Annotated in this window: 26 protein-coding genes and 1 pseudogene; 23 read left to right on the top strand and 4 right to left on the bottom strand. The window is 68.6% G+C overall.

What is annotated here, in order from left to right; translation table 11 throughout:
- The first annotated feature begins 20 nt into the window (after positions 1 to 20).
- Together Q0741_RS02080 and Q0741_RS02075 are read left to right on the top strand one after the other, a co-directional pair.
- Entirely contained in the window at positions 21 to 1,205 is a 1,185-nt protein-coding gene (locus Q0741_RS02080; protein ID WP_298231536.1) for a glycosyltransferase, read from the top strand.
- A 73-nt stretch (positions 1,206 to 1,278) separates the two neighbouring features.
- On the top strand, positions 1,279 to 2,619 hold the full coding sequence (locus Q0741_RS02075; protein WP_298231535.1) for a DEAD/DEAH box helicase: 1,341 nt from the start codon (positions 1,279 to 1,281) through the stop codon (positions 2,617 to 2,619).
- A 24-nt stretch (positions 2,620 to 2,643) separates the two neighbouring features.
- On the opposite strand, the gene Q0741_RS02070 is transcribed toward Q0741_RS02075, so the two are convergent.
- Genes Q0741_RS02070 through Q0741_RS02060 form a run of 3 tightly spaced genes read right to left on the bottom strand, consistent with a single transcriptional unit; the run spans position 2,644 to position 5,333 of the window.
- On the bottom strand, positions 2,644 to 3,405 hold the full coding sequence (locus tag Q0741_RS02070; RefSeq protein WP_298231534.1) for an SAM-dependent methyltransferase: 762 nt from the start codon (positions 3,403 to 3,405) through the stop codon (positions 2,644 to 2,646).
- Positions 3,396 to 4,706 carry a capsule assembly Wzi family protein gene (locus Q0741_RS02065; RefSeq protein WP_298231533.1) on the bottom strand — a complete coding sequence of 437 codons (1,311 nt, stop codon included), beginning with the start codon at positions 4,704 to 4,706 and terminating at the stop codon, positions 3,396 to 3,398. Before Q0741_RS02065 ends, Q0741_RS02070 begins: the two co-directional genes overlap by 10 nt.
- Before the next feature lie 21 nt (positions 4,707 to 4,727).
- A complete protein-coding gene (locus tag Q0741_RS02060; protein WP_298231532.1) occupies positions 4,728 to 5,333 on the bottom strand; it encodes a Maf family nucleotide pyrophosphatase in 606 nt (201 codons plus the stop codon).
- Here Q0741_RS02060 and Q0741_RS02055 point away from each other — a divergent pair.
- The 21 genes from Q0741_RS02055 to nagZ all read left to right on the top strand — a co-directional run bounded on the left by Q0741_RS02055 (position 5,305) and on the right by nagZ (position 24,782).
- Complete coding sequence (locus Q0741_RS02055) at positions 5,305 to 5,961, top strand: YceD family protein (protein ID WP_298231531.1); 657 nt, start codon at positions 5,305 to 5,307, stop codon at positions 5,959 to 5,961. The genes Q0741_RS02060 and Q0741_RS02055 overlap by 29 nt on opposite strands.
- 285 nt (positions 5,962 to 6,246) lie before the next feature.
- Positions 6,247 to 6,429 (top strand): 50S ribosomal protein L32, encoded by a 183-nt coding sequence (rpmF, locus tag Q0741_RS02050; protein WP_298231530.1) that lies wholly within the window; start codon positions 6,247 to 6,249, stop codon positions 6,427 to 6,429.
- A gap of 200 nt (positions 6,430 to 6,629) precedes the next feature.
- Positions 6,630 to 7,685 (top strand): phosphate acyltransferase PlsX, encoded by a 1,056-nt coding sequence (gene plsX, locus Q0741_RS02045; RefSeq protein ID WP_298231621.1) that lies wholly within the window; start codon positions 6,630 to 6,632, stop codon positions 7,683 to 7,685.
- Positions 7,682 to 8,671 (top strand): beta-ketoacyl-ACP synthase III, encoded by a 990-nt coding sequence (locus tag Q0741_RS02040; protein ID WP_298231529.1) that lies wholly within the window; start codon positions 7,682 to 7,684, stop codon positions 8,669 to 8,671. Before plsX ends, Q0741_RS02040 begins: the two co-directional genes overlap by 4 nt.
- 38 nt (positions 8,672 to 8,709) lie before the next feature.
- Complete coding sequence (fabD, locus tag Q0741_RS02035) at positions 8,710 to 9,648, top strand: ACP S-malonyltransferase (RefSeq protein WP_298231528.1); 939 nt, start codon at positions 8,710 to 8,712, stop codon at positions 9,646 to 9,648.
- Positions 9,645 to 10,394 (top strand): 3-oxoacyl-ACP reductase FabG, encoded by a 750-nt coding sequence (gene fabG, locus Q0741_RS02030; RefSeq protein ID WP_298231527.1) that lies wholly within the window; start codon positions 9,645 to 9,647, stop codon positions 10,392 to 10,394. The genes fabD and fabG overlap by 4 nt, the downstream gene beginning before the upstream one ends.
- A gap of 96 nt (positions 10,395 to 10,490) precedes the next feature.
- Positions 10,491 to 10,730, top strand: a complete 240-nt coding sequence (gene acpP / locus Q0741_RS02025) for an acyl carrier protein (RefSeq protein WP_028996342.1) — start codon at positions 10,491 to 10,493, stop codon at positions 10,728 to 10,730.
- A 7-nt stretch (positions 10,731 to 10,737) separates the two neighbouring features.
- Positions 10,738 to 11,982 (top strand): beta-ketoacyl-ACP synthase II, encoded by a 1,245-nt coding sequence (gene fabF, locus Q0741_RS02020; protein WP_298231526.1) that lies wholly within the window; start codon positions 10,738 to 10,740, stop codon positions 11,980 to 11,982.
- 125 nt (positions 11,983 to 12,107) lie between these two features.
- Positions 12,108 to 12,482 carry a hypothetical protein gene (locus tag Q0741_RS02015; protein WP_298231525.1) on the top strand — a complete coding sequence of 125 codons (375 nt, stop codon included), beginning with the start codon at positions 12,108 to 12,110 and terminating at the stop codon, positions 12,480 to 12,482.
- A 4-nt stretch (positions 12,483 to 12,486) separates the two neighbouring features.
- Positions 12,487 to 13,092, top strand: a complete 606-nt coding sequence (gene rpoE, locus Q0741_RS02010) for an RNA polymerase sigma factor RpoE (protein WP_298231524.1) — start codon at positions 12,487 to 12,489, stop codon at positions 13,090 to 13,092.
- 41 nt (positions 13,093 to 13,133) lie between these two features.
- On the top strand, positions 13,134 to 13,757 hold the full coding sequence (locus tag Q0741_RS02005; RefSeq protein ID WP_298231523.1) for an RseA family anti-sigma factor: 624 nt from the start codon (positions 13,134 to 13,136) through the stop codon (positions 13,755 to 13,757).
- Positions 13,758 to 13,788: 31 nt separating this feature from the next.
- The gene (locus tag Q0741_RS02000) at positions 13,789 to 14,751 is read left to right on the top strand and encodes a MucB/RseB C-terminal domain-containing protein (RefSeq protein WP_298231522.1); all 963 of its coding nucleotides are present in this window, start codon (positions 13,789 to 13,791) and stop codon (positions 14,749 to 14,751) included.
- A 141-nt stretch (positions 14,752 to 14,892) separates the two neighbouring features.
- Positions 14,893 to 16,290 carry a DegQ family serine endoprotease gene (locus tag Q0741_RS01995; RefSeq protein ID WP_298231620.1) on the top strand — a complete coding sequence of 466 codons (1,398 nt, stop codon included), beginning with the start codon at positions 14,893 to 14,895 and terminating at the stop codon, positions 16,288 to 16,290.
- 507 nt (positions 16,291 to 16,797) lie between these two features.
- Entirely contained in the window at positions 16,798 to 18,606 is a 1,809-nt protein-coding gene (gene lepA, locus Q0741_RS01990; protein WP_298231521.1) for a translation elongation factor 4, read from the top strand.
- An 8-nt stretch (positions 18,607 to 18,614) separates the two neighbouring features.
- The gene (gene lepB / locus Q0741_RS01985; protein ID WP_298231520.1) at positions 18,615 to 19,580 is read left to right on the top strand and encodes a signal peptidase I; all 966 of its coding nucleotides are present in this window, start codon (positions 18,615 to 18,617) and stop codon (positions 19,578 to 19,580) included.
- A gap of 187 nt (positions 19,581 to 19,767) precedes the next feature.
- Positions 19,768 to 20,472 (top strand): ribonuclease III, encoded by a 705-nt coding sequence (gene rnc / locus Q0741_RS01980; protein ID WP_028996336.1) that lies wholly within the window; start codon positions 19,768 to 19,770, stop codon positions 20,470 to 20,472.
- 189 nt (positions 20,473 to 20,661) lie between these two features.
- Entirely contained in the window at positions 20,662 to 21,582 is a 921-nt protein-coding gene (era, locus tag Q0741_RS01975; protein ID WP_298231619.1) for a GTPase Era, read from the top strand.
- 156 nt (positions 21,583 to 21,738) lie between these two features.
- Positions 21,739 to 22,548, top strand: coding sequence for a DNA repair protein RecO (recO, locus tag Q0741_RS01970; protein WP_298231519.1), 810 nt, complete (start codon positions 21,739 to 21,741; stop codon positions 22,546 to 22,548).
- Positions 22,511 to 23,314, top strand: a complete 804-nt coding sequence (locus Q0741_RS01965; RefSeq protein WP_298231518.1) for a pyridoxine 5'-phosphate synthase — start codon at positions 22,511 to 22,513, stop codon at positions 23,312 to 23,314. The genes recO and Q0741_RS01965 overlap by 38 nt, the downstream gene beginning before the upstream one ends.
- Positions 23,311 to 23,721, top strand: a complete 411-nt coding sequence (gene acpS, locus Q0741_RS01960; protein WP_298231517.1) for a holo-ACP synthase — start codon at positions 23,311 to 23,313, stop codon at positions 23,719 to 23,721. Before Q0741_RS01965 ends, acpS begins: the two co-directional genes overlap by 4 nt.
- Entirely contained in the window at positions 23,718 to 24,782 is a 1,065-nt protein-coding gene (gene nagZ / locus Q0741_RS01955) for a beta-N-acetylhexosaminidase (RefSeq protein ID WP_298231516.1), read from the top strand. The genes acpS and nagZ overlap by 4 nt, the downstream gene beginning before the upstream one ends.
- Before the next feature lie 211 nt (positions 24,783 to 24,993).
- Here the strand turns inward: nagZ and Q0741_RS01950 are convergent.
- Positions 24,994 to 25,459, bottom strand: a pseudogene (locus tag Q0741_RS01950) (ribonuclease E/G); the annotation flags it as partial.

Here is a 25,459-nt window from a genome sequence, read left to right as displayed (position 1 = left end):
AAGAACGCATAATTATCGGCATGAGCATGCTGTTGATCACGTTTGCCGTCGCTTTCCTCTTGACCATGGCGGTGATCCGGCTGGCCCATTCTCATGGCCATCTGGTCAATGACCACGAGGCTGGGCCGCAGAAATTCCATGCCCGCTCCGTGCCGCGCGTGGGCGGTCTGGGCATCGTGTGTGCCGTGGCGGTGGGAGCATTGGTTCTGTGGTGGCAAGACCATCGTGTAGGCAGCACTGCGTTGTTACTGCTTGCGTGTGCCCTGCCTGCCTTCGGAGCGGGCATCACCGAAGACATCACCAAGCGCGTGAGCCCGCGCCAGCGGCTGCTGTTCACGGCGGTGTCGGCCGCGCTGGCGGGTTGGCTGCTCGATGCGCTGATCCGGCGCACCGACATCCCGGGTCTGGACTGGATGGTTTCGTTCTGGGGCGGTGCGCTGCTGCTGACGGTGCTGGCGGTGGCGGGAATTGCCAACGCCGTGAACCTGATCGACGGCTTCAACGGCCTGTCGTCGATGTGCGTGCTGATGATGCTGGGCAGCCTGGCCTACGTCGGTTTTGCGGTGAACGACCAACTCGTGGCCGTGATGGCACTGATAGGCATGGGCGCGATACTTGGATTTTTCGTCTGGAACTATCCGGCTGGGCTGGTATTTCTCGGTGACGGTGGCGCCTATTTCCTAGGCTTTTACTTATCTGAGCTGTCTATCCTGCTGTTGGCGCGCAATCCAGAGGTGTCGCCGATGTTCCCGCTGACGTTGGTCATTTACCCGGTATTCGAAACCGTATTTTCGATGTATCGGCGTAAGTGGCTGCAGGGGCGGCCGGTAGGTATGCCTGACGGCGTACACCTACACAGCCTGATCTACCGCCGGCTGCTGCGCTGGGCTGCGGGCGAGCGCACCGCGCGCGAGCTCACCCGGCGCAATTCCATGACTGCACCTTACCTGTGGCTGCTGTGCAGCCTTTCGGTCGTGCCGGCGATGCTGTGGTGGGACAACACCGTCATGCTGGGCGGCTGCATCGTGCTTTTCGGCGTGAGCTACGTCACGCTGTACTGGCGCATCGTGCGCTTCAGGGCTCCGCGCTGGATGGTCTTGCGCCGTTCCCGCGGGCGTGCCCGTGCCGCAGCGGAGATAATTGCGCGACATGATGGATCCCACACCAACCGCGGCACCGGCTGCCGCACCCAGCGCCCCCAGTGAGGCGGCGCGCTTCGACACCCTTCCGCTCGACCCTAAGCTGCTTCGTGCCGTAGCCGACCAAGGCTACGCGACGATGACGCCGATCCAGGCCAAGGCCATTCCGGTGGTGCTGGATGGCCGTGACGTGATGGGCGCGGCCCAGACCGGCACCGGCAAGACCGCCGCCTTCTCCATTCCTTTGCTGCAGCGCATGCTGCGCCACGAGAACAGCAGCATGTCGCCCGCCCGCCACCCGGTGCGCGCGCTGGTGCTGGCGCCCACGCGGGAGCTCGCCGACCAGGTTGCCAACAACGTCAAGGCCTACTCGCGCCACACCAAGCTGCGTGCGGCCGTGGTCTTCGGCGGCATGGACATGAAGCCCCAGACTGCCGAACTCAAGGCCGGCGTCGAGGTGCTCATCGCCACGCCCGGGCGCCTGCTGGACCACATCGAGGCCAGGAATGCGGTGCTTAACCAAGTTGAGTACGTGGTGCTCGACGAGGCCGACCGCATGCTCGACATCGGTTTCCTGCCCGACCTGCAGCGCATCCTGAGCTACCTGCCCAAGACACGCCAGACGCTGCTGTTCTCCGCCACCTTCTCGCCCGAGATCAAGCGCTTGGCCGAAAGCTACTTGCAGGACCCGGTGCTGGTGGAGGTGGCGCGGCCCAACGCCACGGCTTCTACCGTGGAGCAGCGCTTCTACAGTGTGGATGCCGACGACAAACGCCGCGCCGTGCTCAAGCTGCTGCGTGAGCGCGAGATCCGGCAGGCCATCGTCTTCGTCAACTCCAAGCTCGGCTGCGCGCGGCTGGCGCGCGCTTTCGAGCGCGATGGGCTGCGCACCAATGCGCTGCACGGCGACAAGTCGCAGGATGAGCGCCTGAAGGCGCTGGAAGCCTTCAAGCGCGGCGAGGTGGATGTGCTGGTGTGCACCGACGTGGCCGCACGCGGCCTGGACATCGCCGACCTGCCCGCCGTCTTCAACTTCGACGTGCCCTTCAACGCCGAGGACTACGTGCACCGCATCGGCCGCACGGGCCGTGCCGGCGCTTCGGGCCTGGCCATGACCCTGGTGGCGCGCGAGGACGCGCGGCTGGTGGCCGAGGTTGAGAAGCTCATCAAGAAGAAGATCGAGCTGGAGCCGCTGGAGCTCGACGAAGACCGCTGGCGCCGTCCGCGCCGGCCCGTGTCGGCCGAGGAGCGGCCGGAGCCGCGCCGTGCGGAACGCAGCGCCCCGGCGCCGCGCCGTGGCGCGACCGCCTCCGCGGACCCCTTCTTCGACCGTCCCTACGAGCCCAGCGTCACGTCCGGCACGCCGGCGTGGGAGCAGGGCGCGCCTTCGGTGCAGCCCGGTGCCTCGCTGCACCTCAAGCCGCGCAAGAAGATCGCCGCGCTCTTCGGCGCCAAGAAGAGCGAAGCGTCGGCCGCCTGAAATCGCCGCTCGGGGGCGGCGGCTTCAGGCCTGGAACACGAACACCGTCGGCACGTCGTTGGGCAGCGGGCGCGGCTGCGCGCGCCAGCGCGCCACGGTGTCGCTGCGTGTCCACTCGGCCTGCAGCGTCAGGCCGCAGCTCACCGACAGCCGCGTGGACGGCTGCAGCGTCGTCACCAGCGCGCTGAGCATGGGCTCGTTGCGGTAGGGCGTCTCGATCAGCAGTTGCGCCTGCGCGGCGCGACGCGACAGCGCTTCGAGCTCGCGGATGCGCGTGGCGCGCTCGGCGGCGTCCACCGGCAGGTAGCCGTTGAAGGCGAAGCTCTGGCCGTTGAGGCCGCTGGCCGCCAGTGCCAGCAGCAGCGCGCTGGGCCCGGACAGCGGGCGCACGGGGATGTCCAGCGCATGCGCCGTGGCCACCAGCGCCGCGCCCGGATCCGCCACGGCCGGCATGCCGGCTTCGGACATCAGGCCGATGTCGTGTCCCTGCAGGGCCGGTTGCAGCAGCGGCCGCAGGTCCGGCGCCGGCTGCGCCTGCCGGCCTTTGGGCGGGCGCGGCAGCTCGACCATGTGCAGCTGCTGCAGCGGCGCGGCCAGTGGCGCCACGGCGCCCACGCGCTTGAGCACAGCGCGCGCCGTGCGGGCGTTTTCCACCACCCAGTGCTGCAGCCCGGCTGCCGCTTCCAGCGCGCCTTGCGGCAGCGTCTGTCGGATGTCGGAGGCCGTGTCCGTGCCGCCGAAATCCAGCGGGCACGGCACGAGCAGCAGGCGGCCCTTCATCGCCATGCGTACTGCCACCACAGCTGCGCCGCGCTGTCGCGCCCGCCGCCATCGCGCCCGCTCCACAGGCTCAGCCCCAGGGTCTGGTCGCTGCGTGCTCGCCAAGCCAGGGCGGCGTTGACGCCGCTGATGGAGCCGGCTGCCAGCCGCGGCGCCGTTGCCTCGGCGCGGCCGTCGTACGCCACCAGCTCGCCGCTGAGGCTGCCCATGTCCAGCACGGCCCCCACGCTGGTGAGCCTGGTGTCGCCGCCAGTGGGGTGGCCCAGCGGTCGCCTTTCCTGGGTGTAGCCCTGGCGATAGATGTGGTGGCGGTAGGCCACGCCCGGCTCGCCGCCTGCCACTGAATTGGCATGCTCCACGAACAGCCGCAGATCGGCGGGACCGAAGCGCGCCGCCCATTCCAGGCCTGCCAGCTTCATGTTCTTGGAGGGCAGGTAGCCGGCCTCGTCTTCGCCCACGACCTGGCCATACAGCGCGATCTGCTGGTTGTTGCTGAAGGCGTGGTGCCAGCGGAAGTCGATGCCCCCGAGCTGGTTGCCCGGTTCGTCGCTGGTTCCGCCTTGATTGTCCCGGCCCGCCAGTCCGCGCCAGAAAGAACTGAAGCTTTGGTCGCGTCCGCGGCCGCCCCACTGCAAGGCGCGTGAGAAGCCCAGTTGCAGGGAAGGCAGGGGCTGGATCTGCAGGCGCGTACCGATGAGGTAGGGCCGCGCGGGTTGGGTGTGGCCGCTCAGGCGGCCGATGAAGAAGTCTGCGTTCCACGGGCCCAGCCAGGCCAGCCAGGGCGTTTCGAATGCCATGGTGGACGTCTTGCGCCACCCCACGGCTGCCACGGCCGGTGCGGCGGCGTCCAGGATCAGGCTGCCCGTCCAGGACGGGCCCCAGTGGCGCCGCTGCACCGAGGCGTAGGCTTCCCCCGGTCCGGCCGGGAGGGCCAGCTCCGTCCCTTCCAACGTCCAGTGGCGCGCTGCTTCGTCGCTGCCCAGCAGTCCCAGCCGCACGGTCAGGCCCTCACGGCCATCCGCAATCGTGTGTGCCAGGCGCAGGCCGCTGCCGTCCGAGCCCAGGGGGGACGCCAGCAACTGCGGCAACCTGTCGGTGGAGTTGCCGCCGGCCAGCAGGATTCCGTCTGGCATGGGCGGCAGCGCTTCGGTGACGCCGGGCCGTGCGTCAACGTCAGCAGCCAGGAGCTGCCGATGCCGGGCCAGCGCCTGATCCAGCGACAGGCCGGCTTGCGCGGGCAGCGTGGCGGCGCAGGCCAGCAGCGCCAAGGCACTGTGGAAGAAGGGGGCGTGAGATGGATGGGGCATGCAGGCCAAAACGGGCCGTCTTCACGGCCTGGGAAGGTCAGGGGTGGAGAGAGGGTCGATGCCGGCCTCGCGTAGCAGCCGGCAAGTGCGCATGAGGGGGAGGCCTACCAGCGCGGTGGGGTCGTCCGAGTCTATGCGTTCCAGCAGCGCCACCCCGAGGCTCTCGCTCTTGGCGCTACCCGCGCAGTCGAAAGGCTGGTCCAGGCTCAGGTAGCGCTCGATTTCCGCATCGGATAAGGAGCGGAAGGTTACTGCCACCGGGGCCAGCAGCGAGCGCGCGAAGCCGTGGTCGCGTCGTACCACTGCCACGGCTGTCTGGAACACCACCTGCTGACCGCTCATGTGACGCAACTGCTGTTTGGCGCGCTCGAAGCCGCCAGGCTTGCCGATGGGGTGTCCATGCAAGTCGGCCACCTGGTCCGAGCCGATCACAACCGCCTCGGGATGCTGCATGGCCACGGCTTGTGCCTTGGCCAGCGCCAGGCGCAGCGCCAGCGCGGCTGGGGCCTCGTCCGGCAGCGGGCTTTCATCGGTGTGTGGAGCTTCGACTGCGAAGGGCAGGCGCAAGCGCTGCAGCAGCTCGCGCCGGTAGCGCGACGTGGAGGCCAGGATCAGGGGCGGATTCATCGGGCGGATTGTCCCATCCGGCCCGGAAGGGACTGTTCGCCCTCGTAAACTGCCCGAGATGAAAGCCCGTCCCTACGATCCCCTGCGCCTGGACCTTGAAAACTTCACCGCTGACGGCGCCACGCTACAGGGCCGCTGGCCGTTGGCTGGCTTCGAACGGTTGCTAGACGGCTGGCCCGCCGACGCGCCACCAGCCGAAGGCGAGGTGGAGTGGTCCGCCGTAGGTGAAATGCGCAAGCCCGGGGCGTTGGAGCCTGAGCGATGGGTGCATCTGGAAGCCCATACGCAGGTTTGGCGCGAGTGCCAGCGCTGCTTGCAGCCGGTGATGATGCCGCTGTCGCTACAGCGCAGCCTGCGCTTCGTGCGCAGTGAGGAGGAGGCGGCGCGGCTGGATGCGGAAAGTGAGGACGACGTGCTGGTGCTTGAGCGCGCCTTCGACCTGCGCTTGCTGGTGGAGGATGAATTGCTGCTTGCGCTGCCGCTGGTGCCTCGCCACGAGCAGTGTCCGCAGCCGCTGCGCGCCCCTGCTCAACCCAAGGAGGAAACGGTGCCCGAGCGTGAGAATCCTTTTGCCGCGCTGGCGCGCTTGCGCCACCGCCCGGACGGGCAGGGCGGCGAAGACGCCTGATTTGACCGTCCGCAAAGACCGGCTCTTGGGCTCGGACAGCGCAGCTGCTATACTTATCGGCTTCGTTCAATGGTGCCCCATGGCGCTGCCCGTTGGTTGGGTGGCGTGAATCGGAAGGCGGGGAGATTCGAAAAAGGGCGTTGTGCTGGCCGTTTCAGGTCTTGTGCAGGGTTCGTTTTCGGTCAGTCATCCGTTTCGTGTTGCGTGGGGCCGTCTCTGCATTCGGGTCCGGTGCTTTTCCGGCCGGCGCAGGTTCTGCTCGGCAAGAGCGCAGGAGAATCCAACATGGCCGTTCAGCAAAACAAGAAGTCCCCTTCCAAGCGTGGCATGCACCGCTCGCACAACGCCCTGACCCAACCGGGCACGGCGGTCGAGCCCACCACCGGCGAAGTGCATCTGCGCCACCACATCAGCCCCACCGGTTTCTACCGTGGGCGCAAGGTGCTCGCCACCAAGTCCGACGCCTGAGCCTGAAGCGCGTGGCCGGTTGATTCGGCCGCTGCATCGGTTCCGCTTGCTGTTTGCCCGGCTGGTGCGTCCAGTGCTGCCGGGCATTCCCATGCCCGTTGGCATCGCGCTTGCCGCCTTTGGCGGGATCGCTTCCAAGCATACAGGCGCCGTTTCTGGATCCTCTCGTGTCCCCATCGTCTCATGCCGCACTCGACCGGGTGCGTCTGGCCGTCGATTGCATGGGCGGCGACCACGGACCTGCCGTCACGCTGCCGGCCTGCCAAGCTTTCCTGCGCAGCCACGCGGATGCTGAGTTGCTGCTCGTGGGCACTGAGCAGGCGCTGGCCCCTGCTCGGGACTGGGAGCGCTGCACGCTTGTGACCGCTACCGAGGTTGTCACCATGGATGACACGGTCGAGGTGGCGCTGCGGCGCAAGAAGGATTCGTCCATGCGCGTGGCCATCTCGCTGCTCAAGGTGGTCGAGGGACAAGACGCGCGTGCCGACGCCTGCGTGTCCGCCGGCAACACCGGCGCGCTCATGGCTGTGGCGCGCTACGTGCTCAAGACGTTACAGGGCATCGACCGTCCGGCTATCGCCACCGTGTTGCCCAACCGCCGCGACGGCTACACGACCGTGCTCGACCTAGGCGCTAACGTGGACTGCACCGCGGAGCACTTGCTGCAGTTTGCCGTCATGGGCAGCGCGCTGGTGTCGGCGGTGGAAGGCAAGCAAGAGCCCACGGTGGGGCTGCTCAACATCGGCGAGGAAGCCATCAAGGGCAGCGACACCATCAAGCAGGCCGCTGAGCTGCTGCGCGCGGCGGCTGCCGCAGGCCAGCTCAACTTCTACGGCAACGTCGAAGGCAACGACATCTTCAAGGGCACCACCGACCTCGTCGTGTGCGACGGTTTCGTGGGCAACGTGGTGCTCAAGGCTTCCGAAGGCCTGGCAGCGATGCTGGCGGAGTTCATCCGCCAGGAGTTCACGCGCAACGCCTTCACGCGGCTGGCGGCGCTGGCGGCGCTGCCGGTGCTCAATCATTTCAAGGCGCGGGTGGATCACCGGCGCTACAACGGCGCAGCGTTGCTGGGGTTGCGCGGGCTGGTGTTCAAGAGCCATGGCTCGGCCGATGCCTTCGCCTTCGAGAACGCCCTGGCGCGCGCTTATGATGCCGCCCGCAACCGGCTGCTGGACCGGGTTCACGACCGCATCCTCGGCACGCTGCAGGCCGCAACCGCGGTCGCGCCGAGCCCGGCGGTTCACGCTGCATGACTTCCAACGCCTCCCGCTACTCCCGCATTGCCGGCACCGGCAGTGTGCTGCCGCCGCGGCGGCTCACCAATGACGACTTGGTGCGCCAACTCGCCGAGCACGGCATCGAGACCTCCGACGACTGGATCGTCGAGCGCACTGGCATCCGCGCGCGCCACTTCGTGGACCCTGGCGTCAATGCCAGCGACCTCGCCGCGCAGGCCGCGCGCCATGCGCTCGAAGCCGCCGGGCTGGAGCCCACGCAGATTGACCTCGTCATCGTCGCGACGTCCACGCCGGACATGGTCTTCCCCTCGGTGGCCTGCCTAGTGCAGCGCAAGCTCGGCATCCACGGCGGCGCGGCCTTCGATGTGCAGGCCGTGTGTTCGGGTTTCGTCTACGGCCTGTCCATTGCCGACGCGATGATCCGCGCCGGCAGCGCCACGCGGGCGCTGGTGATCGGCGCCGAGCTGTTCTCGCGCATCCTGGACTTCAACGACCGCACCACCTGCGTGCTGTTCGGCGACGGCGCCGGTGCCGTGGTGCTGGAGGCCAGCGAGCGCCCCGGCATCCTGGCCAGCGAGTTGCACGCCGACGGGCGCCATGCCGACATTCTGTGCACGCCGGGCACGGTCGCGGGCGGCCAGGTGATCGGCGACCCGCTGCTCAAGATGGACGGTCAGGCTGTATTCAAGCTCGCGGTGAGCGTGCTGGCCGAGGTGGCGCACTCCGTGCTGGCCAAGGCCGGCCGGGTCGAAGCCGACATCGACTGGCTCATCCCGCACCAAGCCAACATCCGCATCATGCACAGCACGGCCCGCAAGTTGAAGTTGCCGGCCGACAAGGTCATCGTCACCGTGGACCAGCACGGCAATACCTCGGCCGCCTCCATTCCGCTGGCGTTGGATGCCGGCGTGCGCGACGGCCGCATCCGGCGTGGCGACACGCTCATGCTCGAAGGCGTGGGCGGCGGCTTCACGTGGGGCGCGGTGTTGATCGACTTCTGAGCCGCGCCAGCTTTTCCGTACTCACTTCGCTTTTCGTGATGACTTCGTTCGCTTTCGTGTTTCCCGGCCAGGGCTCGCAGGCCGTAGGCATGCTCGACGCCTGGGGCGACCACCCGGCCGTGCGCGGCACCCTCGAAGAGGCTTCTCAGGCCCTGGGCGAGGATGTCACCCGCCTGATCCACGAAGGGCCCAAGTCCGAGCTCGACCTCACCACCAACACGCAGCCCGTCATGCTCACTGCCGGCATCGCCTGCTGGCGCGCCTGGCTGGCCGAGGGCGGCGCTCAGCCGCAGGCGCTGGCCGGTCATTCGCTGGGCGAGTACACGGCGCTGGTTGCCGCCGGGGCACTGACGCTAGCCGATGCGCTGCCGCTGGTGCGGCTGCGCGCGCAAGCGATGCAGGAAGCCGTGCCCGTAGGCACCGGCGCCATGGCGGCCATCCTGGGCCTGGACGCGCAGGCGGTGCGCGAAGGCTGCGCCGAGGCCGCTGCGGCCAGCGGCGAAGTGGTGGAGGCCGTCAACTTCAACGATCCCAAGCAGACCGTGATCGCCGGCTCCAAGGCCGGCGTGGAAAAGGGCTGCGAGGTGCTCAAGGTCAAGGGGGCCAAGCGCGCGCTGCCGCTGCCGGTGTCCGCGCCGTTCCACTCCAGCCTGATGAAGCCCGCGGCCGAGCGGCTGCGCGAGAAGCTGGCCACCGTGGCGCTGGCCGTGCCGGCGATCCCCGTGGTCAACAACATCGACGTGGCCAGCCCCGTGGAGCCCGAGGCCATCCGCGACGCGCTCTACCGTCAGGCTTTCGGCCCGGTGCGCTGGGTGGAAGTGGTGCAGGCCCTCAAGGGCCGCGGCATCACGCACGTGATCGAGTGTGGCCCGGGCAAGGTACTCGCAGGCATGGTCAAGCGCATAGACGCCGAGCTGCAGGGTGCGGCGCTGTTCGATCCGGCCACGCTGGCCGAGGTGAAAGGATTCCTGGCATGAGCGCACCGGCCCTCAATGAACAAGTCGCCCTGGTCACGGGTGCCTCGCGCGGCATCGGCCGTGCCATCGCGCTGGCGCTGGCGCAGTCGGGCATGAAGGTCATTGGCACTGCCACAACCGAGTCCGGCGCCCAGGCCATTTCCGAGACGCTGTCGGCTTTCCCCGGCTGCCGCGGCATTGCGCTGGACGTTAATGACGCCGCCGGCGCGGACGCTGCGATCGAGGCCCTCGTCAAGGCCGAGGGCGCCCTGCACGTGCTGGTGAACAACGCCGGCATCACGCGCGACCAGTTGGCCATGCGCATGAAAGACGCCGACTGGGATGCCGTACTCGACACAAACCTCAAGGCGGTGTTCCGCCTGAGCCGCGCTGTGATGCGCCCGATGATGAAGCAGCGCTACGGCCGCATCGTCAACATCACCTCGGTGGTGGGCGCTTCGGGTAACCCGGGGCAGGCCAATTACGCCGCGGCCAAGGCCGGCGTGGCGGGCATGACGCGCGCGCTGGCGCGCGAGCTCGGCAGCCGCGGCGTGACGGTGAACTGCGTGGCCCCGGGCTTCATCGCCACCGACATGACCGAAGTGCTGCCCGAGGCGCAGAAAGCCGCGCTGCTGCAGCAGATCCCGCTGGGCCGCCTGGGGCAGCCACAGGAGATTGCCGATGCCGTTTGTTTCCTGGCCTCGCCGCAGGCGGGGTACATCACCGGTACCGAGCTGCACGTCAACGGCGGCATGTTCATGCACTGAATAGCACCGAGTGGGCCCGCCGGGGCGTCAAGGGGGCCGCCCCCCTCGGACGCGTAGAATCCGGGCCGTTTGAGCAATCCCCTCTTGGAGGAGTCAATGAGCGATATCGAAGTACGTGTCAAGAAAATCATTGCCGAGCAGCTCGGCGTGCCCGAACCCGACGTCACCAACGAGAAGGCCTTCGTGGCCGATCTGGGCGCGGACTCGCTCGACACGGTGGAACTGGTGATGGCTCTGGAAGACGAGTTCGGCATCGAGATTCCGGACGAAGAGGCTGAGAAGATCACCACGGTGCAACTGGCGATCGACTACGCCAGCAAGAACTACAAGGGCTGAACGGAGCATGAGCCGACGTCGCGTCGTCATCACCGGGCTGGGGCTGATCAGCCCGGTCGGCAACTCGGTGGCCGAAGGCTGGGCCAACCTCATCGCCGGCCGTTCGGGCATCGACCACATCACGAAGTTCGACGCGTCGGCGCTGTCCTGCCGCTTCGCAGGCGAAGTGCGCGGCTTCAATGTGGAGGACTACATCCCCGGCAAAGAAGCGCGCCACATGGACACCTTCATCCATTACGGGATGGCGGCGTCGATCCAGGCCGTGAAGGATGCCGGGCTGCCCACGGGTGAGGAACTCAACGAGGAGAGCGCCGAGCGCATTGGCGTGATGGTGGGTTCGGGCATCGGCGGGCTGCCGATGATCGAGCAGACGCACCAAGACTATCGGGAACGCGGCGCACGGCGCATCTCTCCGTTCTTCGTGCCGGCCTCGATCATCAACATGATCTCGGGTCACGTGTCGATCCAATTCGGGTTCACGGGGCCCAACTTGGCCATCGTCACCGCTTGCACCACCGGGCTGCACTGCATTGGCGAGGCCGCGCGCCTGATCGAGTACGGTGATGTTGATGTGATGGTGGCCGGCGGTGCCGAGAGCACCGTGTCGCCCCTGGGCGTGGGTGGCTTCGCCGCGGCGCGCGCGCTGTCCACCCGTAACGACGACCCCAAGACGGCCTCGCGCCCCTGGGACAAGGACCGCGACGGCTTCGTGCTGGGCGAGGGCGCGGGCGTGCTGGTGCTGGAAGAGTACGAACATGCCAAGAAGCGTGGCGCCAAGATCTATGCCGAGCTCTCGGGCTTTGGCATGGGTGCCGATGCCTTCCATATGACGGCCCCCAACGTCGATGGCCCCAAGCGCTCGATGAAAGCCGCGCTGCGCAACGCCGGCATCAACCCCGATGACGTGCAGTACCTCAACGCGCACGGCACCTCGACGCCGCTGGGTGACCAGAACGAGACCAACGCCATCAAGCTGGCCTTCGGCGACCACGCGAAGAAGCTGGTTGTGAACTCGACCAAGTCGATGACTGGCCACCTGCTCGGCGGCGCCGGCGGCGTGGAGTCGGTGTTCACCGTGCTGGCGCTGCACAACCAGATCTCGCCACCGACCATCAACATCTTCAACCAGGACCCGGAGTGCGACCTGGACTATTGCGCCAATGAGGCGCGGTCGATGAAGATCGATGTGGCAGTGAAGAACAACTTCGGCTTTGGAGGCACCAACGGTACGCTGGTGTTCCGCCGCGCCTGATCAGCGTTGCCCGATTCTCGAGCGGCATGCGCACGGCCCCGGCCGTTCACCTGTCCCTGGAGGCCGACACGTCCTGGCGTGTCGGCCTTTGCCTTTTGGGCGCCGCGGCGACGGCCTCGCCACTGATGTGGCTTGCCCTGTGGCTACAGGCGCCCCCGCTGGCCGCCCTGGGCGCCGCGGTGGTCGTGGCACTGCTCATGGCGGGGCTGCTGTGGCGCCGCAGCGGCGTCGCGGCCTGTGCACTGACCTGGGACGGTGCACAGTGGTGGCTGCTTGCCCGCGGCGAGAGCGCGCCGCGCGCGGGTCGGGTGCAGCTGATGATCGATCTGGGCGCCTGGCTGCTGCTGCGCTTCCGGGCTGTACAGGGAGACGCGCGCGGGCACTGGCTGGCGCTATCGCAGGCGCGCCACTGCCCGCACTGGCACGCGCTGCGCTGCGCGCTGTACGCGCACGGCGCTGCCGCGAATGCCGCGGCCGGCGTGCCAGGGCAGGACGCCTGAAGCCATGAGCGCCGAAGCCGACGCCCTGCTGATCGAGCGCGTCAAGCGCGGAGACCAGCGCGCCTTCGAATTGCTGGTGATCAAGTACCAGCGCCGCGTGGAGCGGCTCATCAGCCGCATGGTGCGAGACACCGACTTGGTGGCCGACATCGCGCAGGAAACCTTCATCCGTGCCTACCGCGCGCTGCCGCAGTTCCGTGGCGAGAGCGCCTTCTACACCTGGCTCTACCGCATCGCGGTCAACACAGCCAAGAAGGCGCTGGTGGAGCTCAAGCGCGATCCGCTGGTGCCCGAGGCGGCTTACGCGCCGGTGGACGACGGGGAGGAAACTTCCCGCGTCGAGAACGAACTAAGCGACGGCGAGACCCCGGAAGCGGTGCTGGCCAGTAAGGAAGTGGCCGCCACGCTCAACGCCGCGATCGATGCCCTGTCGGAAGACCTGCGCCAGGCCATTACGCTGCGCGAGATCGAGGGGCTGAGCTACGAAGAAATCGCTGAAGTGATGAACTGCCCCATCGGCACCGTGCGTTCGCGCATCTTCCGCGCGCGCGAAGCCATTGCGCAGCGCCTGCGCCCCTTGCTGGGCACGCGCGGCGACGAACGCTGGTAGGGCCCCATACCGAGTGCGCGAGTGCAGCCATGGAGTTCCAGATGCCCGATGACCGACACGACCCATCGCAACCCGAGCAGGCGCTGTCGGCGCTCATGGATGGCGAGCTCGATGCCGCTGCCGCGGCACGGCTGGCCGAGGACTGCCGCCACGACGTGCGGCTGCGCGCCACCTGGCACAGCTACCACCTCATCGGCGACGTGATGCGCTCGCAGGACTTGGCGCCACCGCCCGGACATGACGCGGCCTTCGTGCTGCGGCTGCGCGAGCGTCTGGCGGCAGAGCCGGTGCTGCTGACGCCGACGGTCCTGCCCGAGCGCCGCCGCCGGCTTCCGCGCCGCGCCTGGGCCGCCTCGGCCGTGGCCGTGGGTGTCATGGCGGTGGGTGGCGTGCTGGTGCTCACGCGGTTGCAGCCGCTGGAGCCCGACCAAACCGCCGCGGTGCTGGCCCAGGCGCCGCAGACCGTGCCGCAGCCCCTGGTCGGCCCCGCCAGGGTGGCGGAGCAGGAACCGGCGCCGGCCGCCGTGGCACAAGCCGACGACCGGCTGCTGCGCGATGCACGGCTGGACCGCTACCTCGTTGCCCACAAGCAGTGGGGCAGCAGCTTTGCTATGCCGGTGCCGGTAGCGGCGCACGTCCCGGTGGCCGCTGCTGCCGGGCGCTGAGGCGGCCGCGACGATGCACAGGCGCAGGTTTGTGCACGCGGTGCTGCCGGCGCTAGCCGCCGTCGCCGCGCCGTCCCTGATCGCGGCGCCGGCCGACGGCACGGCTTGGCTGCTGCGGCTGCGCGAGGCGGCGCAGCATCGCAACTTCCAGGGCACGCTGGTGCACAGTGTCGGTGGCACGGCCAGCAGTTCGCGCGTGGCGCATTACGGCGAGAATGGCCACCAGTACGAGCGCATGGAGATGCTCGACGGCCAGATGCGGCGCGTGTTCCGCCACGACGACGAAGTACTGACGCTGTGGCCCGAGCGCCGGCTGGCGGTGTTCGAGCAGCGCGAGCCCGGCGCGGCGATGCCGGTGCTACTGCGCGCGCGGCCCGATGAGCAGGTGTTCGAGCGCTACGAACTGCGCCCGCAGGGCACGGACCGCATTGCCGGCCACGAGGCGCAGGTGTTCCTGCTGCACCCGCGCGACGGGCTGCGCTTCGCCCAGCGGCTGTGGATGGAGCCGCACACCGCGTTGCTGCTGCGCGTGGACCTGCTGGCCGCGGACGGGCGCGTGCTGGAAAGCGCCGCCTTTAGCGAGCTCACGCTGGGCGTGCGACCGCAGCCCGAAACGGTGCTGCGCCCCATGCGCAAGCTAGACGGCTACCGCGTGCTGCGCCCGGTGCAACTGCGCACGCGGCTCGATACGGAAGGCTGGAGCGCACCGGAAGTGCCGGGTTTTGAGTTGCTGAGTTGCTTCAAGCGCGTGCTCGACGAGGGCGAGGGAGGCCGCAACGGTGAGACCCTGCAAGTGGTGTACGCCGATGGACTCACGCACGTGTCACTGTTCATTGAACCCTACCGCGGCGAGCACCACCGCCCGATGCAGACCGCCATCGGCGCCACCCACACCCTGATGCAGCGCCAGGGCTCATGGTGGGTGACGGCGGTCGGCGAGGTGCCCATGGCTACGCTGCAAAAGTTTGCGGCCGGCTTGGCGCGCCGGCCCTGAACACCCTCCCGCAGGTAAAAGCACTTCAACAGACAAGGGAACTTCATGCGAGTCGATGGCGTATTACAGGGCCGACGGGCCCATCGTGCCGTGCTGTCCGCCCTGACGGCAGTCAGTCTGGGCGTGGCGCTGGGCTTGCCGGTGCACGCACAGCAGGGGCCGGCGCAGGCCCCGGCCCAGGCGCAGGTGCTGCCGGACTTCACCGAACTGGTGGACCGGGTCGGGCCGGCGGTGGTTAACATCCGCACCCTGGAGCGTGGGCGTGCCAGCCGCGGCACGCCGGAAATGGACGAAAGCCTGGAAGAGTTCTTCCGGCGCTTCGGCATCCCGCTGCCCGGACGGCCCGACCCGCGGCGTGGCCCGCCCGGTGGTGGCAGTGACGAACCGCAGCAGCGCGGTGTGGGCTCGGGCTTCATCCTCAGCGCCGACGGCTTCGTCATGACCAACGCGCACGTGGTGGAAGGGGCCGACGAGGTCATTGTCACCCTTGCCGACAAGCGCGAGCTCAAGGCGCGCATCGTCGGTGCCGACACCCGTACCGACGTGGCGGTGGTCAAGATCGAGGCCACGGGGCTGCCCTTCGTGCGCATTGGGGACGTGGGCCGGCTGCGCGTGGGCGAGTGGGTGGTAGCCATCGGCTCGCCCTTCGGCCTGGACAACACCGTGACCGCCGGCATCGTCAGCGCCAAGCAGCGCGACACGGGCGACTACCTGCCTTTCATCCAGACCGACGTTGCCATTAACCCTGGCAACTCCGGCGGGCCGCTGCTGAACATGCGCGGCGAGGTGGTCGGGATCAACTCGCAGATCTACAGCCGCTCCGGCGGCTTCATGGGCATTTCCTTCGCCATTCCTATCGACGAGGCCATGCGCGTGGCCGACCAGCTGCGCACCAACGGCCGCGTGGTGCGCGGACGCATCGGGGTGCAGATTGCGCCGGTGACCAAGGAAGTGGCGGAGTCCATCGGCTTGGGCAAGCCCATCGGCGCACTGGTGCAGGGCGTGGAGGCGGGCGGTCCGGCGGAGAAGGCGGGCATCGAGCCCGGTGACATCATCACCAGGGTGGACGGCAAGACAGTGGAGCGCTCGGGCGAACTGCCGCGCGTCATCGGCGGTACCAGGCCCGGCACGCGCACTACGCTGCAGGTGTTCCGCCGCGGCAGCTACCGCGACCTGGCGGTGACGGTGGCGGAGATCGAGCCCGAGAAGCCGCGCCGTGTCGCCCAGGCCGAGAGCGCCCCGCGCGCTGGCGCCACCACGCCCATCGGGCTGTCGGTGTCGGATCTCAGCGACGCACAGCGCCGCGAGCTCAAAGTGCGAGGCGGCGTGCGCGTGGAGTCGGCGGAGGGCGCGGCGGCACGCGCCGGGCTGCGTGAGGGCGACGTGATCCTGACGGTGGACAACACCGAGGTCACCAACGCGCGCCAGTTCACGGGCTTGGTGGAGAAGGCGGACCGCTCCAAGCCGCTCACTGTGCTGGTGCGCCGCGGCGAGCAGACCAACTACCTGATCATCCGACCCAGCGGCAACAGCCGCTGAGCTGTCCGTTTGCCGACGAGCAAGACCCGGCGTCCCACTGGGGCGCCAGGTTTTTTCACGAAGCGCAATCGGCCGGCGCGGCAGTGGGCCTTTCGCTGGCCACTCCGAAACGGCACGGTGTGGGATTCCCCTCACGCCGGGTTGGAATGTTGCACTGCGTTAGCCGCAGTCCCTCCTGTGCATATCAGGCTGTGGTCCTGAGGCAGCGCAAGGGTTGCCAGCTTGTGCATAAACTGTTGAAAACTTCCGGTGTCGCGCTTCGGAAGACCTGTTGCGATGCCCGTTTGTGGCTGGTCGGCGGGGGGCTTTTGGCTACAATGAAAGCCCAACAAGCAGTTGCCATACGTTTTGTTGGAAGGCGCGTCACCGTTTCGACGTGCCTTTTTTTTGACCCCGACAGGCTGCCGCGCGGTGGCGTGTCGCTGGGCCGATCCGCAGGGTTCCGTGCAGGCAGCGCGGCCTGCGCCCGACGCCGCCCGCGGCCTCGGCCCCTCGCTTTCCGTTCGCATGGACCACATCCGCAATTTCTCCATCATTGCCCACATCGACCACGGCAAGAGCACGCTGGCCGACCGCCTCATCCAGCGCTGCGGCGGCTTGAGCGATCGCGAGATGGAGGCCCAGGTGCTCGACTCGATGGACATCGAGCGCGAGCGCGGCATCACGATCAAGGCGCAGACCGCGGCGCTGCAGTACAAGGCGCGCGACGGCAAGACCTACAACCTCAACCTCATCGACACGCCGGGGCACGTGGACTTCTCCTATGAAGTCAGCCGTTCGCTCTCGGCCTGCGAAGGCGCGTTGCTGGTGGTGGACGCCAGCCAGGGCGTGGAGGCGCAGACGGTGGCCAACTGCTACACCGCGCTGGACCTGGGTGTCGAGGTCATCCCGGTGCTCAACAAGATGGACCTGCCCCAAGCTGATCCCGATCGCGCCAAGGAGGAGATCGAGGACGTCATCGGCATCGACGCCAGCGACGCGATTCCCTGCTCGGCCAAGACCGGTCTGGGCATCGACGACATCCTGGAGGCGGTGGTCACGCGCATGCCGCCGCCCAAGGGCAATGCCGAAGGTCCGCCGCGGGCGATGATCATCGACGCCTGGTTCGATAACTACGTGGGCGTGGTGATGCTGGTTCGCGTGGTGGACGGCCAGATCGGCAAGGGCGAGCGCATCCGCCTGATGGCCACCAACGCCGTCTATGGCATCGAGCACCTGGGCGTGTTCACGCCCAAGAGCGAGAACCGCGACGCGCTCAAGGCCGGCGAGGTGGGCTTCGTGATCTGCGGCATCAAGGAGCTGGCTGCGGCCAAGGTGGGCGACACCATCACGCTGGAAAAGAAGCTGCCTAACAACGCCGGCCCGGCCACCGAGCCGCTGCCGGGTTTCAAGGAGATCCAGCCGCAGGTGTTCGCGGGCCTGTATCCCAGCGAGGCCAGCGAGTATGACCAACTGCGCGACGCGTTGGAGAAGCTCAAGCTCAACGACAGCTCGCTGCGCTACGAGCCTGAGGTGTCGCAGGCGCTGGGCTTTGGCTTCCGCTGCGGTTTCCTGGGCTTGCTGCACATGGAGATCGTGCAGGAGCGCCTGGAGCGCGAGTTCGACCAAGACCTGGTGACCACCGCGCCCAGCGTGGTGTACGAGGTGGAGCTCAACGACGGCGAGGTGATCGAGGTCGAGAACCCCAGCAAGATGCCGGACCTGGGGCGTATCCGCGAAATTCGCGAACCCATCGTCACAGTGCACCTGTACATGCCGCAGGACTACGTGGGCCCGGTGATGACGCTGGCCAACCAGAAGCGTGGCGTGCAGCTCAACATGGCCTACCACGGCCGCCAGGTGATGCTCACCTACGAGCTGCCGCTGGCGGAGATCGTGCTGGACTTCTTCGACAAGCTGAAGTCGGTGTCGCGCGGCTACGCTTCCATGGACTACGAGTTCAAGGAGTACCGCGCCGCCGACGTGGTGAAGGTGGACATCCTCATCAACGGCGACCGGGTGGACCCGCTGGCGATGATCGTGCACCGTTCGCAGAGCCAGTACCGCGGCCGCGCCGTGGCGGCCAAGATGCGCGAGCAGATCCCGCGCCAGATGTACGACGTGGCGATCCAGGCCGCCATCGGCGCCAACATCATCGCCCGCGAGAACATCAAGGCGTTGCGCAAGAACGTGCTGGCAAAATGCTACGGCGGTGACATCACCCGCAAGCGCAAGCTGCTGGAAAAGCAGAAGGCCGGCAAGAAACGCATGAAGCAGATCGGTACCGTCGAGGTGCCGCAGGAAGCGTTCCTGGCCATCCTCCAGGTGGACGACTGACACAACGAATGAGCTCTCTCACCGCGGTTCTGTATGGGGCCCTGATCGTCTATCTCGGCGGCTGGTTCATGGGCTACTGGATGGGCAACTTCGCCCTGCTGCTGTTCATCCTCACGCTGGTGACGATGGTGTACTGGCTGGCCGAGCGGCTGCGCTTCCGCCCCGCGCGCGAGGCCGCCGCGGCGCAACTGGAGGCGCAGGCCGCCTCGCGCCGCGCCGAACTGGCCAAGATGGGCATCGAGAAGGTGGACGGCGACGTCGCCGAGGCGCGGCGCAAGGTGCTGGCGCAACCTTGGTGGCTGGACTGGACGGCCGGGCTCTTCCCGGTGATCGTGGCCGTGTTCCTGCTACGCAGCTTCCTGTTCGAGCCCTTCAAGATCCCTTCGGGCTCCATGATCCCGACGCTGCTGGTGGGCGACCTGATCCTGGTGAACAAGTTTCACTACGGCATCCGGCTGCCGGTGGTGAACACCAAGGTCGTGAGCAACAACGATCCCGCGCGCGGCGACGTGATCGTCTTCCGCTACCCCGTGGACCCGCGCGTGGACTACATCAAGCGCGTGGTGGGACTGCCCGGCGACGAGGTGAGCTACCTCAACAAGCGGCTCACCATCAACGGCCAGCCCGTGCCGGTGTCGCAGCTGCCCGATTTCTACGACGAGGACAGCCTGCGCTACCAGCAGCAGTTCAGCGAGAAGCTGGGTCAGCAGGATCACCGCATCCTCATCGACAAGGACCGTCCTGCCTTCATCCCCGGCAACCATGCCTTTCCCAACAGCTCGGCCTGCCGCTACAGCGCCGAAGGGGTGAGCTGCAAGGTGCCTGAGGGCCATTACTTCGTGATGGGCGACAACCGCGACAACTCGCAGGACTCGCGCTACTGGGGCTTCGTGCCGGACCAGAACATCGTCGGCAAGGCCTTCTTCGTGTGGATGAATTTCGGCAACCTCAGCCGCGTCGGCCGCTTCCATTGAAGCCGCCGGGCACCCTCGGGCCGCGGCCTTCCAGGCGCGGCCTTGACGGCGCCTGTCCCGCCGAAGCGGCCGCCCGGCTGCGCCGGCGCGGGCTCCCGCTCCTCACGTTCATGGCCCCGGTGTACCTGCCCATCAAGTACCACGACCGCTGCCGTTGAAGGCGCGCCACTTGCCCGCACATCACGACATGGACCATCGAATCGAAGCACTCCAGCAACGCCTGGGATACCGCTTCGCGCAGCCGCGGCTGCTGCAGCGTGCGCTCACGCACCGCAGCTTCGGCGCCGATCACAACGAACGGCTCGAATTCCTCGGCGATGCCGTGCTGAGCATCACCATCTCCGCCATGCTCTACGAGCGCTTCAGCGGCTCGGACGAGGGCGACCTCACCCGTGTGCGCGCGCACCTCGTGCGCGAGGACAGCCTGCACCGTGTGGCGCTGCAGTTGGGCCTGCCGGAGGTGCTGCGGCTGTCCGAAGGTGAAGCCCGCGGCGGCGGCGCGCAGCGCCCCTCGATCCTGGCCGACGCGCTGGAGGCCATCCTGGGTGCGGCTTTCCTCGACGGCGGCTTCGAGCCCGCGCAGGCGCTGGTGCGCCGCCTCTTCGGCGAGGTCATCGCCTCCACCGAGATGGACGGCTGGAGCAAGGACCCCAAGACCGAACTCCAGGAATGGCTGCAGGCGCGGCGCCTGGCCGTGCCGGTCTACCGCATCGTCGCCACGCGCGGCCAAGCCCATGCCCAGACCTTCGAGGTCGAGTGCGCGGTACCGGCCCTGGGCCTGGCCGAGCCGGGCGAGGGCCGTTCGCGCCGCATGGCCGAGCAGGATGCCGCGCGGCGGCTGCTCGAAAACCTCAAGTCCAGCGACCGCCCCGGCGGGCCGCTGCGCTCCTGAATCACCGTGAATTCCAAATCCCACCCCCCCGCGCCGGCCGCTGACGCCGCCGACGCCCCCGCCGTGCCCGCCCAAGAGGCCGCCACGCCCGAAGCCGAAGACTTCGCCGCCGACCCCGACGCCAGCGGCGCGGTGGAGGAGGGCGCCGACACCGGCGCCGAGGACGACGAGGAGGAAGAGCGCGAAGGCGTGGACCTGGACGCCGCCTTCGGCAAGCCCGCTGCCGTCGCGGGCCAGCGCTGCGGCCTGGTGGCCATCGTCGGCCGGCCCAACGTGGGCAAGAGCACGCTGCTCAACGCGCTGGTGGGACAGAAGGTCAGCATCACCTCGCGCAAGGCGCAGACCACGCGCCACCGCATCACCGGCATCCGCACCGAGGGCAACGCCCAGTTCGTGTTCGTGGACACGCCGGGCTTCCAGACCAAGCACAGCACCGCGCTCAACCGCAACCTCAACCGCACCGTGCAGGGCGTGCTCTCCGACGTGGACGTGGTGCTGTTCCTGGTGGAGGCCGGCCGCTTCGGACTGGACGACGCCAAGGTGCTGGCGCTGCTGCCGCAGGACAAGCCGGTGCTGCTCATCGCCAACAAGCTCGATGCCGTGCAGCGCCGCAACGACATGCTGCCCTGGCTCAAGTCCATGCAGGAGCGCCGGGACTTCGCCGAGTTCGTGCCGCTGTCGGCGCGCAAGGACGCGGACGTGAAACGGCTGATGGACATCGTGCGGCCCTACCTGCCCGAGCAGCCCTGGTTCTACGAGGAGGACGCGCTCACCGACCGCAGCGACCGCTTCCTGGCCAGCGAGCTGATCCGCGAAAAGCTCTTCCGCCTCACCGGCGACGAGCTGCCCTACAGCTGCACGGTGGTGATCGACAAGTTCCAGGAAGAGGGCAACCTGCGCCGCATCGCCGCCACCATCGTCGTGGAGCGCGAGGCGCACAAGGGCATGGTCATCGGCGACAAGGGCGAGGTGCTCAAGCGCATCGGCAGCGAGGCGCGCCAGGAGCTGGAGCGGCTCATGGACGCCAAGGTCTTCCTGGAGCTGTGGGTCAAGGTGCGCTCGGGCTGGGCCGACAGCGAGGAGCACCTGCGTTCCTACGGCTACGAGTGACCCGAAACAATGAAGTCCTGGGACTTCTGACCCGTTCGCCCTGAGGTATCGAAGGGCGAATCCGCAAGGCTGCGATGGCGGCACCCCGGCCGGGGCCGCTCATCCTTCGATACCTCAGGACGAACGGAAAGACGTTCGGGACTGCGTGGAATCCGTATGAAGGGCAAGGCGCCACCCCAGGCAGCCTACGTGCTGCACCGCTGGGACTGGAGCGAATCCAGCCTGGTACTGGACCTGTTCACGCGCGAACACGGCCGCGTGGCGGTGGTGGCCAAGGGCGCCAAGCGCCCGTATTCGCAGCTGCGCCCGGTGCTGCTGCCCTTCCAGCGCCTGAACGTGCACCTGGGCCGCAGCGCCGAGGCCGAGGTGCAACTGCTGCGCGGCGCCGATTGGGCCGGCGGCGCGCCTATGCTCACCGGCGACGCGCTGTTCTCGGGCTTCTATCTCAACGAGCTGCTGATGAAGCTGCTCGCGCGCCAGGACCCGCATCCCGCGCTCTTCGACGCCTACGCCGCCACGCTGCCGGCGCTGTCCGGTGGCAACGAGCTGCGCGCGCAAGCGGGACTGCGCGCCTTCGAGCTGATGCTGCTGCGCAGCACCGGGCTGTTGCCCGATCTGGCCCACGTCACGCTGCGGCTGGAGGCCACCGAGCCGCGCGCACGCTACGCGCTGCGCGCCGAGTCCGGGCTGGTGGACGCCGCCGGCGCCGAGGCGGCGCTCTCCGGTCAAATCTGGACCACGCTGCAGACCGCGCTGGACGCTGGCGACCTGGGTGCGCTGCAAGCGGCCTGCCTGCTGTCGCTGCAGCCGCTGCGTGGGCAGTTGCGCACGCTGCTTCACTATCATCTGGGCTCCCCGCTGCTGCGCACCCGCGAGGTGATGCGCGACCTGCAGCGCCTCATCGACGTTCCCCCGCCTCCCCCGCCTGATGAACCCTCTCGTGGCTCCCGAATCCCGGCCGCGTGACGCGCGCACCGCGTTGTCGGTCAACCTCAACAAGGTCGCGCTGCTGCGCAACACGCGCTACCTGGGCATTCCCAGCGTCATACGCGCGGCGGAGCAGGTGCTGCAAGCCGGCGCGCAGGGCATTACCGTGCACCCGCGCCCGGACGAGCGCCACATCCGTGCCGAGGACGTGCACGCGCTGGCCGAGTTCCTCAAGGCCTGGCCGCAGGTCGAATACAACATCGAGGGCAACCCCTTCCACAACCTCGTCGGCTTCATCGAGGCCGTGCGCCCGCACCAGGCTACCTTCGTCCCCGACAACGTCGAGCAGTTCACCTCCGACCACGGCTGGAACCTGCCGGCGGACCTGGAGCGGCTGGTGCCCGTGATCCAGCAGGTCAAGGCGCTGGGCGTGCGCGTGAGCCTGTTCATGGACCCGGTGCCCAAGGCCATGGCCTTCGCCGCGCAGGCCGGCGCCGACCGTGTCGAGCTCTACACCGAGGGCTACGCGCGGGCGTATGGCACGCCGGATGAGGACGCAGTGCTGGCGCAGTACGCGCGCGCCGCCGAGGCCGCGCTGGCCGCGGGCCTGGGCGTCAACGCCGGGCACGACCTCAACCGCAACAACCTCACGCGCTTCCTGCGCGAGGTGCCAGGGGTGGCGGAGGTGTCCATCGGCCACGCACTGATCGCCGATGCGCTGGAGCTGGGCTACACCGAGACCGTGCGCGACTACCAACGCTGCATCCAGCGCGCCTTCGCGCCCGCGGGCGGCGGCGCACGGTGATCGTCGGCATCGGCACCGACGTCTGCGACGTGCGGCGCATCGCCGCCACGCTCGGACGCCGCAGCGACCGCTTCCCGCAGCGCGTGCTCGGTCCTGGCGAGCAGCAGGTGTTCGCCGCGCGGCGCGCCCGGGCCGAGTCGCGCGGCATCGCCTACCTGGCCACGCGCTTCTCGGCCAAGGAGGCCTTCTCCAAGGCCATTGGCCTGGGCATGCACATGCCCATGCGCTGGCGCGACTGCGAAATCCTCAACCACCCCAGTGGCCAGCCCTACATCCGGCTGCACGGCGCGCTGAAGGCCTGGTTCGAGGCACAAGGCTGGCAGGCGCATGTGACCCTCAGCGACGAGACCGACTACGCCGTGAGCTTCGTCGTGGTCGAGAAGCAACCTCAGCAGGACATCGAATGACTTCTTCGCAGCACGCCCCGGTGGTGCTCGACATCGCCGGCCTGGCGCTGGACGACGACGACCGCCGCCGCATCGCGCACCCGCTCACCGGCGGTCTGATCCTGTTCGCCCGCAACTGGGAGAGCCGGCGCCAGCTCACCGAGCTCACGGCCGAGATCAAGAGCCTGCGCCCGGACCTGCTGATCTGCGTGGACCACGAGGGCGGCCGCGTCCAGCGCTTCCGCACCGACGGATTCACGCACCTGCCGCCGATGGCGCGGTTGGGCGAACTGTGGATGCGCGACGCGATGGCCGCCACCGAGGCCGCCACCGCCGCCGGCTACGTGCTGGCCTCGGAGCTGCGCGCCTGCGGCGTGGACTTCAGCTTCACACCGGTGCTGGACCTGGACCATGGCCAAAGTGCCGTTATCGGCGACCGCGCGTTCCACCGCGATGCGCGCGTGGCCACGCTGCTGGCCAAGAGCCTGATGCACGGGCTTCTGCTGGCGGGCATGCAGTCCTGCGGCAAGCATTTCCCCGGGCACGGCTTCACCAAGGCCGACTCGCACGTGGACGTGCCGGTGGACCGGCGCTCGCTCAAGGCCATCCTGGCCGACGACGCCAAGCCCTACGAGTGGTTGTCCACCAGTCTGGCCTCGGTGATGCCCGCGCACGTGATCTACCCGAAGGTGGACGCGCGCCCGGCGGGTTTCTCCGCCAAGTGGCTGCAGGACATCCTGCGCGGCCGCCTGGGCTTCACCGGCGCCGTGTTCAGCGACGACCTGAGCATGGAAGGCGCTCGGCGCCTGGATGGGGCGGTGGTCAGCTACCCCGCCGCCGCTGTGGCGGCGCTGACCGCGGGTTGCGACCTGGTGCTGCTGTGCAACCAGTCCCTGGACGGCGGCGCGGCGGTCGATGAGCTGCTCGACGGCCTGCAGGCCGCCCTGGGGCGTGGCGAGTGGCAGCTCGACCCCGACAGCGAGGCGCGCCGCGTGGCGCTGCTGCCGCAGGGGGCGCCGGTGCCGTGGGACGACCTGATGCACCAGCCGGTGTACCAGCGGGCGCTGGAGCGGCTGCCCTGAGCCTCGGGGCAGCCCGGCCGCCAAGCCCTCGCGTGGCAGCGGCCGGATGGCTCAAGCCGTTCCGGTTTCGTCGCGTGTCCTAAGTGGGTGTCTCCGGCATCGATCCGGAAGGAGCCTGACGTACTCCATGCCTGGGCGGCGGCGCCCGGGCGGGCGCCGCGTCACGCGTTCAGCGGCTGGGCGCTGATGCCGGCCCGCGCCGCGCCGCGGGTCACTGCGTTTCGAGCTCGAAGGGCAGGCGGACCTGGGTCAGGTCCTTGCGTGTCTCCACCAGCACCAGCGGACCCTCGTCCACCAGCACCACGGGCTTGATCACGCGCGGCACGTGCACCGGCTTGGGCTCGGCGGCGATGGCCTCCTGGGCCGCGCGCACCTTCTCCTCGTCGGAGAGCACCCAATGCAGGCCGGCCGACTCGGCCAGTGCCCGCAGCTCGTCCAGCGGCAGCTCGAAGCGCTGCACCACCGGAGCGGCCGGCTCGGTGGCGGTGGCAGGGGCCTGCTCGGCCACCGGCTCGGGCTGGGCTTCCAGGGCCGGCACGGTGGCTTCGGCTTGCGGTGCTTCCTCGGCCACGGCGCCTGCCAGCGGCAGCGGTGCTACCTCGCCGGCATCGGCGCTCGCGGACGCGGCGCCCTCGGCCACGGCCTCGGCGGCCGGCTCGCGCTCGCGGCGCGGACGG

Origin of the sequence: uncultured Azohydromonas sp. (assembly GCF_937926365.1) — a bacterium.
In the GTDB taxonomy this organism is placed as follows: Bacteria; Pseudomonadota; Gammaproteobacteria; order Burkholderiales; family Burkholderiaceae_C; genus Azohydromonas.
This window is presented reverse-complemented; position numbering and strand designations above follow the sequence as displayed.

Bases quoted from the DNA above. Each gene is read 5' to 3' on its own strand.
- Q0741_RS02080 (WP_298231536.1), top strand. From the start codon at position 21: ATGAGCATGCTGTTGATCACGTTTGCCGTCGCTTTCCTCTTGACCATG.
- Q0741_RS02075 (WP_298231535.1), top strand. From the start codon at position 1,279: ATGACGCCGATCCAGGCCAAGGCCATTCCGGTGGTGCTGGATGGCCGT.
- Q0741_RS02070 (WP_298231534.1), bottom strand. From the start codon at position 3,405: ATGGCGATGAAGGGCCGCCTGCTGCTCGTGCCGTGCCCGCTGGATTTC.
- Q0741_RS02065 (WP_298231533.1), bottom strand. From the start codon at position 4,706: ATGCCCCATCCATCTCACGCCCCCTTCTTCCACAGTGCCTTGGCGCTG.
- Q0741_RS02060 (WP_298231532.1), bottom strand. From the start codon at position 5,333: ATGAATCCGCCCCTGATCCTGGCCTCCACGTCGCGCTACCGGCGCGAG.
- rpmF (WP_298231530.1), top strand. From the start codon at position 6,247: ATGGCCGTTCAGCAAAACAAGAAGTCCCCTTCCAAGCGTGGCATGCAC.
- Q0741_RS02040 (WP_298231529.1), top strand. From the start codon at position 7,682: ATGACTTCCAACGCCTCCCGCTACTCCCGCATTGCCGGCACCGGCAGT.
- fabD (WP_298231528.1), top strand. From the start codon at position 8,710: ATGACTTCGTTCGCTTTCGTGTTTCCCGGCCAGGGCTCGCAGGCCGTA.
- fabG (WP_298231527.1), top strand. From the start codon at position 9,645: ATGAGCGCACCGGCCCTCAATGAACAAGTCGCCCTGGTCACGGGTGCC.
- acpP (WP_028996342.1), top strand. From the start codon at position 10,491: ATGAGCGATATCGAAGTACGTGTCAAGAAAATCATTGCCGAGCAGCTC.
- fabF (WP_298231526.1), top strand. From the start codon at position 10,738: ATGAGCCGACGTCGCGTCGTCATCACCGGGCTGGGGCTGATCAGCCCG.
- Q0741_RS02015 (WP_298231525.1), top strand. From the start codon at position 12,108: ATGTGGCTTGCCCTGTGGCTACAGGCGCCCCCGCTGGCCGCCCTGGGC.
- rpoE (WP_298231524.1), top strand. From the start codon at position 12,487: ATGAGCGCCGAAGCCGACGCCCTGCTGATCGAGCGCGTCAAGCGCGGA.
- Q0741_RS02005 (WP_298231523.1), top strand. From the start codon at position 13,134: ATGCCCGATGACCGACACGACCCATCGCAACCCGAGCAGGCGCTGTCG.
- lepA (WP_298231521.1), top strand. From the start codon at position 16,798: ATGGACCACATCCGCAATTTCTCCATCATTGCCCACATCGACCACGGC.
- lepB (WP_298231520.1), top strand. From the start codon at position 18,615: ATGAGCTCTCTCACCGCGGTTCTGTATGGGGCCCTGATCGTCTATCTC.
- rnc (WP_028996336.1), top strand. From the start codon at position 19,768: ATGGACCATCGAATCGAAGCACTCCAGCAACGCCTGGGATACCGCTTC.
- recO (WP_298231519.1), top strand. From the start codon at position 21,739: ATGAAGGGCAAGGCGCCACCCCAGGCAGCCTACGTGCTGCACCGCTGG.
- Q0741_RS01965 (WP_298231518.1), top strand. From the start codon at position 22,511: ATGAACCCTCTCGTGGCTCCCGAATCCCGGCCGCGTGACGCGCGCACC.
- nagZ (WP_298231516.1), top strand. From the start codon at position 23,718: ATGACTTCTTCGCAGCACGCCCCGGTGGTGCTCGACATCGCCGGCCTG.